Annotated in this window: 12 protein-coding genes; 8 read left to right on the plus strand and 4 right to left on the minus strand. The window is 35.6% G+C overall.

The genetic code is table 11. From position 1 onward, the window contains the following. Nucleotides 1–156 precede the first annotated feature (156 nt). The 3 genes from thiC to B5D25_RS04075 all read left to right on the plus strand — a co-directional run bounded on the left by thiC (nucleotide 157) and on the right by B5D25_RS04075 (nucleotide 5,460). Nucleotides 157–1,461, plus strand: a complete 1,305-nt coding sequence (gene thiC, locus B5D25_RS04065; RefSeq protein ID WP_078786639.1) for a phosphomethylpyrimidine synthase ThiC — start codon at nucleotides 157–159, stop codon at nucleotides 1,459–1,461. Between the two features lie 214 nt (nucleotides 1,462–1,675). Continuing rightward, a complete protein-coding gene (locus tag B5D25_RS04070; RefSeq protein ID WP_078786641.1) occupies nucleotides 1,676–4,042 on the plus strand; it encodes a phosphoketolase family protein in 2,367 nt (788 codons plus the stop codon). A gap of 902 nt (nucleotides 4,043–4,944) precedes the next feature. Continuing rightward, nucleotides 4,945–5,460 carry a hypothetical protein gene (locus B5D25_RS04075; protein WP_242870252.1) on the plus strand — a complete coding sequence of 172 codons (516 nt, stop codon included), beginning with the start codon at nucleotides 4,945–4,947 and terminating at the stop codon, nucleotides 5,458–5,460. 199 nt (nucleotides 5,461–5,659) lie between these two features. On the opposite strand, the gene B5D25_RS04080 is transcribed toward B5D25_RS04075, so the two are convergent. Together B5D25_RS04080 and B5D25_RS04085 are read right to left on the minus strand one after the other, a co-directional pair. Continuing rightward, entirely contained in the window at nucleotides 5,660–6,736 is a 1,077-nt protein-coding gene (locus tag B5D25_RS04080) for a hypothetical protein (protein WP_078786645.1), read from the minus strand. Nucleotides 6,737–6,744: 8 nt separating this feature from the next. After that, nucleotides 6,745–8,151, minus strand: coding sequence for an MBOAT family O-acyltransferase (locus B5D25_RS04085; protein WP_078786647.1), 1,407 nt, complete (start codon nucleotides 8,149–8,151; stop codon nucleotides 6,745–6,747). Between the two features lie 485 nt (nucleotides 8,152–8,636). Between B5D25_RS04085 and B5D25_RS04090 the strand changes: the two genes are divergently transcribed. Continuing rightward, on the plus strand, nucleotides 8,637–9,308 hold the full coding sequence (locus tag B5D25_RS04090) for a phosphatase PAP2 family protein (protein WP_078786649.1): 672 nt from the start codon (nucleotides 8,637–8,639) through the stop codon (nucleotides 9,306–9,308). A 147-nt stretch (nucleotides 9,309–9,455) separates the two neighbouring features. On the opposite strand, the gene B5D25_RS04095 is transcribed toward B5D25_RS04090, so the two are convergent. Together B5D25_RS04095 and B5D25_RS04100 are read right to left on the minus strand one after the other, a co-directional pair. After that, nucleotides 9,456–10,484, minus strand: a complete 1,029-nt coding sequence (locus B5D25_RS04095; protein ID WP_078786651.1) for a 3-deoxy-7-phosphoheptulonate synthase — start codon at nucleotides 10,482–10,484, stop codon at nucleotides 9,456–9,458. 179 nt (nucleotides 10,485–10,663) lie between these two features. After that, on the minus strand, nucleotides 10,664–11,509 hold the full coding sequence (locus B5D25_RS04100) for a prephenate dehydratase domain-containing protein (RefSeq protein WP_078786653.1): 846 nt from the start codon (nucleotides 11,507–11,509) through the stop codon (nucleotides 10,664–10,666). 444 nt (nucleotides 11,510–11,953) lie between these two features. On the opposite strand from B5D25_RS04100, the gene B5D25_RS04105 reads away from it, so the two are divergent. The 4 genes from B5D25_RS04105 to B5D25_RS04120 all read left to right on the plus strand — a co-directional run bounded on the left by B5D25_RS04105 (nucleotide 11,954) and on the right by B5D25_RS04120 (nucleotide 13,677). Continuing rightward, nucleotides 11,954–12,403 carry a VanZ family protein gene (locus tag B5D25_RS04105; protein ID WP_078786655.1) on the plus strand — a complete coding sequence of 150 codons (450 nt, stop codon included), beginning with the start codon at nucleotides 11,954–11,956 and terminating at the stop codon, nucleotides 12,401–12,403. 189 nt (nucleotides 12,404–12,592) lie between these two features. After that, the gene (locus B5D25_RS04110; RefSeq protein ID WP_078786657.1) at nucleotides 12,593–12,865 is read left to right on the plus strand and encodes an HU family DNA-binding protein; all 273 of its coding nucleotides are present in this window, start codon (nucleotides 12,593–12,595) and stop codon (nucleotides 12,863–12,865) included. A 94-nt stretch (nucleotides 12,866–12,959) separates the two neighbouring features. Further along, a complete protein-coding gene (locus B5D25_RS04115; RefSeq protein ID WP_078786659.1) occupies nucleotides 12,960–13,199 on the plus strand; it encodes an RNA-binding S4 domain-containing protein in 240 nt (79 codons plus the stop codon). Between the two features lie 85 nt (nucleotides 13,200–13,284). Then, entirely contained in the window at nucleotides 13,285–13,677 is a 393-nt protein-coding gene (locus B5D25_RS04120; protein WP_078786660.1) for an FtsB family cell division protein, read from the plus strand. The last annotated feature ends 17 nt before the right edge of the window (nucleotides 13,678–13,694 follow it).

The raw sequence follows: 13,694 nt of genomic DNA on the forward strand, positions 1-13,694 counted from the left end.
TGAATGAAGAAGTTGAATTGAATGAAAAAACATATTTAAACAAATCAACATATTAAGACAAAAATACATATAAATGAAAAACATAAGCAAAATGAAGAAACTCAGGTGAATGACACCTGTAATTATATGAATCAAATTTAAGAAGGGAATATTTAAATGAGAAATTATACTACACAGATGGATGCTGCAAGAAAAGGCATCATCACACCGGAAATGAAGGCTGTTGCTGCAAAAGAATACAGAACAGAAGAAGAGATAAGAGACCTTGTTGCTAAGGGACAGGTTGCAATCTGTGCAAATAAGAATCACAAATGTATCGATCCAAACGGAGTTGGTTCAATGCTTCGTACCAAGATAAATGTAAATCTTGGCGTGTCTAAGGATTGCAAAGATTATAGTATTGAGATGGAGAAAGTTATGGCTGCCGTTGAAATGGGAGCTGAAGCAATCATGGACCTTTCGTCTCATGGCGACACACAGCCATTTCGTAAGAAACTTACATCAGAATGTCCTGCAATGATCGGTACAGTACCTGTATACGACAGCGTTATTCATTATAAGCGTGATCTTGCTACACTTACAGCTCAGGACTTTATTGATGTTGTAAGACTCCATGCCGAGGACGGTGTTGATTTTGTAACACTCCATTGCGGTATTACACGTAAGACTATCGAGCAGATAAAGAAGCATAAGAGAAAAATGAATATTGTTTCAAGAGGAGGTTCTCTTGTATTTGCATGGATGTGTATGACAGGGGAAGAGAATCCATTTTACGAGCATTATGATGAAATACTTGAAATCTGTCGAGAGTATGATGTTACTATTTCTCTTGGTGATGCCTGCAGACCGGGATGTCTCGCAGACGCAAGTGATGTTTGCCAGATTGAAGAGCTTGTTCGTCTTGGTGAACTTACAAAACGTGCATGGGCAAAGGATGTACAGGTAATGGTTGAAGGACCGGGACATATGCCTCTTGATCAGATAGAAGCAAATATGAAGATACAGCAGACAATTTGTATGGGTGCTCCTTTTTATGTACTTGGACCGCTTGTTACAGATATTGCTCCGGGATATGACCATATCACTTCAGCAATCGGTGGTGCAATTGCAGCATCTGCCGGCGCTGCATTTCTCTGTTATGTAACACCGGCTGAACATCTTGCGCTTCCAAATGTAGATGATGTTAAACAGGGAATCATCGCATCACGTATAGCAGCGCATGCAGCTGATATAGCCAAGAAGATTCCTCATGCAAGAGATATTGACGATAGAATGGCTGAAGCAAGACAGACATTTGACTGGGAGAAACAGTGGGAATGTGCTATCGATCCTGAGACAGCAAAGGCAATACGTGACAGCAGAGCTCCTGAGATTGAAGAAAGTTGCTCAATGTGTGGAAAATTCTGCGCAGTAAGAAGTATGAATAAAGCGCTTGCCGGAGAGTACATTGACATTCTGTAAAGCAGTTTGTATATAAAAAAATAAATTGTTTAATCACTGTATTAACATAATTTAGCAGAGTAAAAATTAAATTTAGTAAAATTAACTAAAAAAATGTATATTTACAATGACTATACGGAAAATATAACGAAAATAAAAAAATGCTCACACTGTTGGGCATTTTTTTTGTATAATAGCAGACAGAGCAATAAAATAAATAAGAGAGGTTATAATTATGAATCACGACGTAATTACAGACGAATATCTTGAGAAAATGGACGCGTATTGGCGTGCAACAAATTATCTCGCAGCTGCTCAGCTTTACCTGCTTGATAATCCGCTTCTCCGCGAGCCATTACAGAAAGAACATATTAAGAAGAAGATAGTTGGTCACTGGGGAACAGTTCCTGGACAGAACTTCATCTATGTTCATCTTAATCGTGTTATTAACAAGTATGATCAGGACATGATCCTTCTTTCAGGTCCTGGACACGGAGGAAACTTCTTCGTAGCTAATGCTTACCTTGAAGGTTCTTACAGCGAAGTATATCCAAATATCAGCCGTGATATGGATGGACTTCAGAAGCTTTGCAAGCAGTTCTCATTCCCAGGCGGTATCTCAAGCCACGTTGCTCCTGAGACACCTGGATCAATCCACGAAGGTGGAGAGCTTGGTTATTCAATTGCACATGCATTTGGTGCTGTATTTGATAACCCAGAACTTATAGCTGCCTGCGTAGTAGGTGATGGAGAGGCTGAGACAGGTCCTCTTGCAACATCTTGGCAGTCAAACAAATTCCTTAATCCTGTATCTGATGGTGCGGTTCTTCCAATCCTTCACCTTAACGGATTTAAGATTTCTAACCCAACAATTCTTGCACGTCTTTCACGTGAAGAGCTTGATGCATTCTTCAAGGGTAATGGTTGGAAGCCTTACTATGTAGAAGGTTCTGATCCTAAGGAAATGCATCGTAAGATGGCTGAGACTCTTGATACAGTTGTTGATGAGATCAAGGCTATTCAGAAGAATGCTAGAGAAAATGGTGATACAACAAGACCAGTATGGCCAATGATCGTTCTTCGTACACCTAAGGGATGGACAGGTCCAAAGGTAGTTGACGGAAACAAGATCGAAGGTTCATTCCAGGCACATCAGGTTCCTGTAATGATGGATAAGCCAGAGCATATGCAGATCCTTCAGGATTGGCTTGAAAGCTATCATGCAGAAGAACTCTTTGATGAGAACGGACGTCTTATTCCTGAACTTCAGGAACTTTCACCAAAGGGTGACAGACGTATTGGCGCTAACCCACATGCAAATGGTGGTAAGCTCCTTCATGACTTAAGACTTCCTGATTTCCGTGATTACGCTGTTGATGTACCAACTCCTGGTTCTGTTGAAAAGCAGGATATGATCGAGCTTGGTGGATACATCAGAGACGTATTCAAGCTTAATGATGATCAGAAGAACTTCCGTATATTCGGACCTGATGAGACAATGTCAAACCGTCTCAATAAGGTATTTGAAGTAACAAATCGTGATTGGAACAATCCAATCGAAGAGGGTACAGATCAGTTCCTCGCAGCTGACGGACGTGTTATGGACTCAATGCTTTCAGAGCATATGTGTGAAGGATGGCTTGAAGGATATATCCTTACAGGTAGACATGGTTTCTTCGCAAGCTACGAAGCATTCATCCGTATCATTGACTCAATGGCTGCTCAGCATGCTAAGTGGCTTAAGGTATGTAACGGTCTCTCATGGAGACAGCCAATATCTTCACTTAACTTACTCCTTACATCAAATGTATGGCAGCAGGATCATAACGGATTTACACACCAGGATCCAGGTTTCCTTGATCATATTTCTAACAAGAAAGCAGATGTTGTAAGAATTTATCTTCCACCAGATGCTAACTGCCTCCTTTCAACAATGGATCATTGTTTAAAGAGCAAGAACTATGTAAATGCTGTTGTTGCAAGTAAGCACCCAAGACCACAGTGGCTCACAATGGAGCAGGCTGTTAAGCATTGTACACAGGGTATCGGTATCTGGGATTGGGCATCTACAGATAATGGAGATGATCCGGATGTTGTACTTGCTTGTTGTGGTGATACACCTACACTTGAAGCACTTGCTGCAGTTGATATCCTTCATAAGGAAATGCCTGATGTTAAGGTTCGTTTTGTAAACGTAGTTGACCTTATGAGACTTGAGCCAAAGGATAAGCATCCTCATGGTCTTTCAGATGTTGATTACGATACAATCTTTACAAAGGATAAGCCAATCGTATTTGCATTCCATGGATATCCAACACTTATCCATGAGTTAACATACACAAGACATAATCATAATATCCATGTACATGGTTATCATGAAGAAGGAACTATCACAACTCCATTCGATATGAGAGTTCAGAATAAGATTGACAGATTCAACCTTGTAATCGCTATGATCAACAATATTCCATCACTTGGAAACAAGGGTGCTTACCTTGTTCAGAAGATGAAGGATAAGCTTGTTGAGCATAAGACATATATCCACGATGTTGGTATTGATATGCCAGAAGTAGCAGAGTGGAAGTGGTCAGGTCTTAAGTAATAATTGATTTAAGACAAGATTATATAAAAGAGGTTATATGAGTCACAAAGCTCATATAACCTCTTTTTTTGACGTTGTATGTATTTGTATGATGTAAATGTTAATATTTAAATGTAGGATTAATTCTATGGGAATTCCGGAAGCGTTATATACAGCCTGTCTGGATCAGGATGTATCATGATGGGACTGGAAATATATAGAGTAAATTATTAAGGGATATTTACAAAAAGCCATATATGAAGAGCTATATAACAAGAGATATTTATCAAGAGAGATATATATAGCGTAATGCGAATGAGATTATAGATAATATAAAGCCCGCCGGTGTTGACTGGCGGGCTTTTAATCTAAACTATGAAAAATATGAAAAACTATGAAAGAAGAACCGTTCGTTCTTGTTTCGTTGTATTTATAATAGCGCTCAAATATGAACAAAGTATGGCAATGAAAATAAAAAAATGTAAAACATTATAAATTTTAAAACCCGCTACACGAAGATAGCGGGTTTTGTCTAAACTATGAAAATTATGAAAAACTATGAAAAGAAGAAATGTGTAATTCCTTATTTCGTTGTATTTATAGTACTGCATAAATATGAACAAAGTATGTCAGCCTAAAAAATGTTTTGTTAATTAACTTTTAGAATTCAGTGTACAAGCGGGTTTGCGGGCTTTTTTGATGTATAAATCGAACAATTCCCGGGGATCATTTTATTCAATTTGTATAAGGGCCTTTTTGATATGTAAAATATATCTGTAAACAATAAAAGCATTTGTTATAATGATAAAAGTGGATTTAAAGTGTACTGATTCAAGACAAATAATTGTAGAGGGAGGACTTGAGGACCAATGTATTTGTTTCATTACTATGATAAACGTTCCGGACCCTTTAGAAGTTTGACGATGCTTTCTAATGACGATGCTTTAGCTATACTTGAGAAAATAAAGAAAGAGCGACCAAATTCATTTGCTTCCCAGAGAGATATGAACTATATAGTGAATCGCAGCAACTGTGAGGCGATAGTTCGCGCTAAAGCAAAAGAAAAGGGTATCATCATGGATATAGAGTCGCCTTATTATTTTGTGATCGGGGCATGCGATTGGTTAAAATCATGGTATGAATATCCTGAGATCATATCTATTCCTATTGGGGAATTTGACACTTCCAAGATATCATTTACATATGGAGATTCTATGCCGACATTCAGTCCTCGTGTAAATGACGGGAAAGAGTACAGAAAAAAAGTATATACTTACGAGGAAATCTTATCCATCATTGAGAAGTATGGATTACCTCAAGAGTGGAATGTAGACGGAGCAAAGGGACCAGAGAGATATATAGAAGCACAGGTATGGACCAACAGTCCGGTGGAAAGATACAAATGTGCTGCCGAGTTTTTTGGTAAAAGTGAGATATAGATCAACTTTCGTAATTGCATTAAAAAACCGCCATCATCAAATGGCGGTTTTTTTAAACTATGAAAACTATGAAAAGAAGAAATGTTATTTCTTACTTCGATGTATTCATAGTACTGCTTAAATATGAACAAAGTATGGCGGGTGATAAAATGTTTTGTTAATTATCCATCGGAATTCAGTGTATGAGTAGGTTTGATTATTATTTATAATTCCATATTATATTTGTTCCTATTTTGTCGAGATGTATATTATCTATAAATCTTTCATCTCCTAAATTAAACCTTTTTGCATCATATCCACCATGAACTTCAATACCTTTTTCTTTGGCATAGGCGTCAATATAGTCATTAACAAGTGAGTAACCTGGATTCATATTCTTATCAAAGCAATAGTAGCTTTGGGTAGCGCTAAAAGGTTGCATAAATATTATTACTTCTGATCCGGAAGCTTGTAAATAATCTATAAGATTTTCATAATCTCTTTTTTTATTGGAATCTATCTCAACCATTTTATTACTTCCTTCATATTCACATGCGCCAGCTGTGGCTTTAACATCGGCAAGTCGTTTTTCGTTTTCGTTTTCTAATTCTGCTGCATATCTGATTGTTCCATCAGGGTATTCGGCAAATTCGTTTATATCATTACTTATGTGAGCTTGTTCTGTAAAGAGTTTGGATCCTTTATCAAGCAATTGTTCTAGATTATATCTAAAATATGAAAATGATATATATGGGTTTTCAATTTCGAAATTATTTTTGATCGGAATATTTGCTTTGTTAATTTTCTTATATAATTTACATGCAGATTGGTAATATACCTGATTCTCTTTCCATCTCGCTTCTTTGTTATTTTTATAAAATATCCATGGTGATATTTCTATAATAACTCGTTTAGGAAAGACACCAAATCTATCATAATACAACCCTAATAATGCGTAGTAATCTTCCATGCAAGCGCCGGAAACACAATTGTTATAAATATCAGTATACCCGGTTATATCTCGACCAAGAAACATACCTCTACTACTTCCAATTACAACTGTTTCAGGCATGGATTTTATATTATTAACTATACAAACTTGAAATACTCTATCGTTGTAATTCTCAGGTACAGAAACCGTATTTCCTGCTAATGCTAGTTTTGCTAATTCTGTGTGTTGGGGTCTAATGACCGATGCTGCATCAATAGATATATTTACATATATAATAATACTAAATATAGCTATTCCATATATGGCGGCTATTAGTATAAGTTTAACAAAATCCTTATTTTTCATATATACTCCTAGAACTGGAAATAAACAAAAGTTGATTTTCCTGCATATCCGATTAGTAATAATAATATAATCATAGAGATGAGTATCGCATGTCGTAATATTGCATTTTTTGTACATACCCATTCTATTAAATCAGTTTTTAAAGAAATATAGTCATAAACAAATAAAAGAATGGTACATAATAAGAGCTCTTTAGGTAAATTTATTGTGGCAATGCCTTTGCTAAAATACTGAAGTGGATGTGTTAATCCTAAAAATAGCGACTTTGTTACATAAATTCCTTGTTGATAATTATCTACCCTGAAGAAGATCCATGCGTAAGCTACAAATAAAAATACAAGTATTTTTCGTAAAAAGGAAAGTATTTTTCTATCAGATTTTTTCTTTATACCTAAAGCGTTTTCACAAACTTGGGTTACTCCATGTAAACCGCCCCATATAACAAAATTCCAACTTGCTCCATGCCATAATCCGCTAACCAAAAAAGTGACAACAACATTGAAATGATTTCTTAATGGCTTAACTCTATTTCCGCCCATTGGAATATATAAATAATCCCTGAACCAAGTTGATAAAGAAATATGCCATCTACTCCAAAATTCTTTTACACTTTCCGAAAAATAAGGACTTTTAAAGTTCTCCATTAATTCAATTCCTAAAAGTTTCGCTGAGCCTCTGGCAATATCGGAATATCCGGAAAAATCACAATAAATCTGAACAGTAAATAATAGTGTGGCAAGAACTAGACTAAAACCGGAATAGTTATATACATTTCCATATACTTCATCAACATAAATGGCAATATTATCAGCTACTATAACTTTTTTATATATACCCCAAACTATGAGTCCGATTCCGTATCTTGTCGCCTCGATATTAAAAATATGCTTTTCTTTTATTTGTGGTAAAAGATTTTCAGACCTCTCTATAGGACCTGCTACAAGCTGGGGGAAGAATGATACAAAAGTAGCGTATATTCCTAAATTCTTTTCAGCTTTAATCTTTTTTCTATATACGTCTATAACGTAGCTTAATGTCTGAAATGTATAGAAAGAGATTCCTACAGGTAAAAGAAGTTTTAGGTATCTTGGTTTAAATGAAATAAAGTGGCTTAACGTATCAAGAGTAAAATTATAATACTTAAATACAAATAAAACGCCCAGACATAATATGAGAGCAAAAAAAACAAGTATTTTTCTTGAAATTTTAGATGATGTCTTTTCCAATAATAAGCCGCAAGAATAACTTACAACAGTAGTAAAAGCAATAAGAATCACGTATTTGGGATTCCACATCATGTAGAAATAATAGCTTGCAACTAAAAGTAAAGTCCACCTAAATTTACTTGGTATGCACCAGTAAATTATAAAAACTGAAGGCAAAAAAATAGCATATGCCATTGAATTGAATAGCATAATATCCTCCCAAAAGAGTATTATATTCTTTCTATTGAAATTTTATACGAACAGTATTATAGAACTTTTATTAATAAAAAACTATATAAATATAAAATTGAAAATCAGACCTGAAAAATTGCATTAAAAAACCGCCATCATCAAATGGCGGTTTTTTTAAACTATGAAAATTATGAAAACTATGAAAAGAAGAAATGTTATTTCTTACTTCGATGTATTTATAGTACTGCTTAAATATGAACAAAGTATGGCGGGTGATAAAATGTTTTGTTAATAATGTAATAAAAATAATCGATGTATATCATTTGCACGGATTTGAAATTTAAATAGTTTATTGCTGTATTTTTGAATCATAAAACCGGAATGATCAACAGATAAATAATTTTGAAAATCATAAATATAACCTAATCAAGTTGATAAATTCTTCGTTGTATGAAATAATAGACAGGGTTTGAAAGTAAATAAAAAGCGAAAGGGTATTGGACATGAAAAAATATTTTGTTGCTGCAGGAATCTGCGGATTACTATTCATTGCTCTGATCATCATTGTAAAGAATGTTGATGTAAGTGCAATCGGACCGGAAGGTACATCAATAGGTTTATCCGGAATAAATAAAGATGTACATGAAGCTACAGGACTTAGTCTTAAATGGGATGATGCAACTGACAAGCTTAGCTATCTGGCGTTTATGATCGGCGGAGTATTTGCTCTTATGGGACTCCTTCAGCTAATTGCAAGAAAGAGTATTGCTAAGGTAGATAAGGAGATTCTTTCTCTTGGTGTCATTTATGCTATAATGGGCGGGCTTTATGTAATATTTGATAAGATAGTTATCAATTACAGACCTGAAATACTTCCTGACGAAAAAGAGCTTGAATCTTCATTCCCTTCATCACATACAATGCTTGCATGTGTTATCCTTGGAACAGCAATAGTTCTTATAGGTAAATATATAAATAATAAAAATATAACAATCATTGTAAAGGCTATCTTCACTGTAGTTCTTGTTCTTTCTGTTGCGGGCAGACTTCTTTCGGGAGTTCATTGGCTGACAGATATTATTGGTGGAGTGCTTATAAGCTTTGTTCTTATATTTATATACGCAGGGCTTGTTAAAGCTTTTGCCGAATCAAAAAGTAAGAGAGTAAAAGAGTAGACATAGAATAATAAAATATAAAACAGTAGCCGTAAGGCAAATAAAAAAGGAATTGTAATCTTAGGACGAATCCTATAATTACAATTCCTTTTTATTTATAAGATTATGAATCTTTCGAAAGAAAGAATATATTTTCGGGAATATATTTTAGAGAAGGTCAGCAAGTTCAAGAACCATCTTCTCTGTCTTTTCCCAACCAAGACATGGGTCAGTGATTGACTGTCCGTATGTTCCACCATTTGGTGCCTGATTTCCATCAACGAGGTATGACTCGATCATAAGACCTTTAACCATGCTGTGGATATCATCTGAATGACGCATGCTGTGAAGTACTTCTTTAGCGATACGTGGCTGCTCTGCGAACTGTTTTCCTGAGTTGCAGTGATTTGTATCAACGATAACTGCAGGATTTACAAGATTGCTCTTGTCATATAATTCACGAACATATTTGAGATCCTCGTAATGGTAGTTTGGAGCTGAAAGCCCATTCTTATGTGTGTATCCACGAAGGATAGCATGTGCAAGAGGGTTTCCTTTACTTACTACTTCCCATCCTGAGTATACGAATGTATGAGGATGCTGAGCAGCTGTGATAGAGTTCATCATAACTGAGAGAGTACCACTTGTAGGATTCTTCATTCCTACAGGAATATCAAGACCACTTGCTGTAAGTCTATGTGTCTGGTTCTCGACAGATCTTGCACCGACTGCAACATATGAAAGAACATCTGAAAGATATGGATGATTTCCTGGATAAAGCATTTCATCTGCACATGAGAAACCTGTCTCTTCAAGAGCTCTGAGGTGAACACGGCGGATAGCGATGATTCCCTTAAGCATATCAGGTGCTGCTTCCGGATCTGGCTGATGAAGCATTCCCTTGTATCCTTCACCTGTTGTACGTGGCTTATTTGTATAAATTCTAGGAACGATTACGATCTTTTCAGAAACCTTATCCTGAAGCTTTCTGAGTCTTGTGATATATTCAAGAACTGAGTCTTCACGATCAGCTGAACAAGGACCGATGATAAGAAGGAACTTGTTGCTTTTTCCTGTGATGACATCTCTGATTGCTGCATCATTTTTCTCTTTAACTGCTGCTGCTTCAGCAGAAATTGGGTACATGTCTTTTACAACCTTTGCAGGAGGTAATTCTCTTTTGAATTCGAAGTTCATAATAATATTCCTTTCAACTTTATGTATTATATATTGTAATATGAATTGTCGTTATCATCTTAAACCATAGTGAAATAAATGGTTCCGGCCGAATCATATAATATATTTTAATCAGCCGATATTATATATTAAAAATAATGATATGACAAATATATTTTAATTATGTGTTTTGCCCTGACTTATTCATCGATAAATGATCCGATAAGTTTAAGGTCGGCGCAAAGTGCTGATAATTCCTGAAGCATATCGCGGCCATCTTTTGTATTGATATCGCCTTCGGCTTCCATATAGAAATAATATTTCCATGCAAGGCCCTTAAGCGGACGGCTGCGGAGGCTCTTCATATTATAACCGTGAGCTCCGATTATATTGAGCGTTGATGCCAAAGCACCGGCTTCATTTTTAACTGTAAAAGTAATGATGAAGCCCTTAGGTTTCTGCTTATCGGCGATAGGATTTTTATCAAGTACTCTTGAAAATACAGCATATCTTGATTGATTTCCTTCTGTATCTTCAGGTGCTGAAAGTACAGAGTTAATACTGAGAGAACCCTGATACATAAGGTCGAGTATACTTCCAATCTCGCCGCTTAAGCTATTTGTAAGAGGAAGTATCGCACAGTCGCATTCACCATTTTCAACGGAGGTATATGCTGACTTGTAATCGTCATATTTAACAGGTTCAGCTTCCGGGAAATTATTTTTAACAATAGTAATTGAGTCCGGATCCTTTGAATCGCAATAGGAGATTTTCATACCATTTAAAAGCATTTCCTGATATGAAGCGGAGATTTCCATGACTGAATGTAAAAATGTGCTGCAATATGAAGCGATATTTGAATCGGCAGAATCGATGGATTCTTCAATCTTATCGATTGCTTTACCAAAGTCATGGCAAATAGGCTGTCCTTTTTCTTTCTTTGATTCTGAGATCTTTTTGCAAAGCTCTAATCTTTCATTGAAGAGAGCAGCCATTTTCTTATCAATCTCAGAAAGCTGACATGAATAATCCTCTTGTTTTATCATAATATGTCCTCCTGTTATAAATGGTTGGCTGTTTCTTAACGGAAAACATTTTATGATATAAAAAAGCGGTTTCCCGATAAGGAAACCGCAGTAAATTCTAACATGATAATTGATAATTGGAAAAACGTGAATCCTTATGAAAGTTCTTTATTATATTTGCCATCACAAAAACGATACGAAAAAAATCGTACCTGATAATAGCAATATGAATAAAGATTCATAACTTTAGACATCATTTTTCTCCTGTTTCAAAAAATCTACACTAAAATATAATTACGAACATGCTGATTGTCAAGACTTTTTTTATAAGGTATCTGTGAGATTTTATAAATTTATGTGGTAAAACTTCGGGAAATAAAACGGAGCATCCTTCGGAACTGTTGAATATTTATGATGTTTGAACTATACTTACTTTTGATAAAAATTATTTAATGGAGAAAAGTTTTGAATAAAGTCTTTAATAGAAATAACAGTGGAAAAGTTAAAGTGCTGGTAATACTGATACTGATAACACTTGCATTTATGTGGGGAAATAGTCTGATCCCGGGAGGGACATCCTCTAAAATGAGTGAATGGCTGAGGGATTTGATTAATAAGATATTTAGTTTCGCCAAGAGTTCGAAGGAGGCAGGAAGCGGATATCTTATAAGAAAGATTATGCATTTTACGGAATTTATGATCCTGGGAATAGAGATAACCTGCCTTAAATATGCTAAAAAGGGCATGAACAGGAGCATGGTACTTCTTTGCGGATTACTTGCGGCTATGATCGATGAGACGATACAGTTGTTTGTTCCGGGAAGATGCGGGTGTATAACCGATGTATGGCTTGATATGGCCGGATTTTTCACAGGTTTTGTCTTCCTGATGGTCATTCATAAATTAAAAGCCTGATAGATTTTTCTATAAGTAAAGATATTATGTTATCAGATATGAAAAAAATTGATTAAAAATGACGGAAAAACCGCTAAAAATCAAAGTTTGTCTTGACAAAATGCCCATAAACATATATAAAAGTATATGGACACTAGTTCATTTATTAACTTGGGGTTCCAAGTATTTTATGTTGAGGAGGATATTTAAATGAACAAGACAGAATTAGTAGCAGCAATTGCTGATAAGGCTGAAATTAAAAAAGTAGAAGCTGAGAAGGCTGTTAAGGCATTCACAGAGGTTGTAGCTGAAGAGCTCAAGAAGGGTGAAAAAGTTCAGTTAGTAGGATTTGGTACATTTGAAGTTAAAGAGAATAAGGCTAGAACAGGTCGTAACCCAAGAACAGGTAAGTCAATGAAGATTAAGGCTTCTAAGGCTCCTAAGTTCAAGGCTGGTAAGGCTTTAAAGGATTCTATTAACTAATTGATAGATTCAAGATATTTAAAAACAGTACCTCATCCAAGAGGTACTGTTTTTTAGATTTAGGGCATATTTATTTATGCAATATGGAGGAATTATGAGACTTGATAAGTATTTAAAAGTATCGAGGCTGATCAAAAGAAGAACTGTTGCAAATGAAGCTTGTGACGCAGGAAGAATCAGTGTAAACGGTCGTACGGTTAAAGCATCTTACGATGTTAAGGTTGGAGATGTGATAGAAATTTCATTTGGTGACAAGTCTGTTAAGGCTGAAGTTACAGCTATAATGGATACAACCAAAAAGGAGAACGCGGCCGAAATGTTCAAATATTTATAAAATACCTATTGATTAATTTATGTAAAGTAGGTATTATTATATTGTCGTTAATTATAACGTGAATCATAACATTAGTGGGGTCGCAATGAGTAGAGAAGGAAATCTTTCAAGGGCTCAGATTGAGCGCAGAAGAAGACAACAGCATAATCGACGCGTCAAAGCGGTTCATAAAGAATATAGAGACATGAGACGTGGTAAGAAGCAATCCAAGTTGAGTGTGCTTCTTGTAATTGCCTCATTGATCGTTGTTACTTGTGTTACATCTTTTAGGTCAGTTTCTCTTAATTCAAAGAAGAAAGAATTGGATGTTACAGAACAACAGCTTGAGATAGAACTCAGTAATGCACAGCAGAAAAAACTTGATCTTGAGCAGCAGCAGAAATATATGAAGACCAAAAAATATATCGAAGATGAGGCGAAAGCGAAGCTTGGACTTGTGTATCCGGATGAGATAGTAATTAAGCCACGAGAAGAATAGGAGCGGTTAACTAAGGC

Source organism: Eubacterium ruminantium, assembly GCF_900167085.1.
GTDB lineage: Bacteria > Bacillota > Clostridia > Lachnospirales > Lachnospiraceae > Eubacterium_Q > Eubacterium_Q ruminantium.

Bases quoted from the DNA above. Each gene is read 5' to 3' on its own strand.
- thiC (WP_078786639.1), top strand. From the start codon at position 157: ATGAGAAATTATACTACACAGATGGATGCTGCAAGAAAAGGCATCATC.
- B5D25_RS04070 (WP_078786641.1), top strand. From the start codon at position 1,676: ATGAATCACGACGTAATTACAGACGAATATCTTGAGAAAATGGACGCG.
- B5D25_RS04075 (WP_242870252.1), top strand. From the start codon at position 4,945: ATGCTTTCTAATGACGATGCTTTAGCTATACTTGAGAAAATAAAGAAA.
- B5D25_RS04080 (WP_078786645.1), bottom strand. From the start codon at position 6,736: ATGAAAAATAAGGATTTTGTTAAACTTATACTAATAGCCGCCATATAT.
- B5D25_RS04085 (WP_078786647.1), bottom strand. From the start codon at position 8,151: ATGCTATTCAATTCAATGGCATATGCTATTTTTTTGCCTTCAGTTTTT.
- B5D25_RS04090 (WP_078786649.1), top strand. From the start codon at position 8,637: ATGAAAAAATATTTTGTTGCTGCAGGAATCTGCGGATTACTATTCATT.
- B5D25_RS04095 (WP_078786651.1), bottom strand. From the start codon at position 10,484: ATGAACTTCGAATTCAAAAGAGAATTACCTCCTGCAAAGGTTGTAAAA.
- B5D25_RS04100 (WP_078786653.1), bottom strand. From the start codon at position 11,509: ATGATAAAACAAGAGGATTATTCATGTCAGCTTTCTGAGATTGATAAG.
- B5D25_RS04110 (WP_078786657.1), top strand. From the start codon at position 12,593: ATGAACAAGACAGAATTAGTAGCAGCAATTGCTGATAAGGCTGAAATT.
- B5D25_RS04115 (WP_078786659.1), top strand. From the start codon at position 12,960: ATGAGACTTGATAAGTATTTAAAAGTATCGAGGCTGATCAAAAGAAGA.
- B5D25_RS04120 (WP_078786660.1), top strand. From the start codon at position 13,285: ATGAGTAGAGAAGGAAATCTTTCAAGGGCTCAGATTGAGCGCAGAAGA.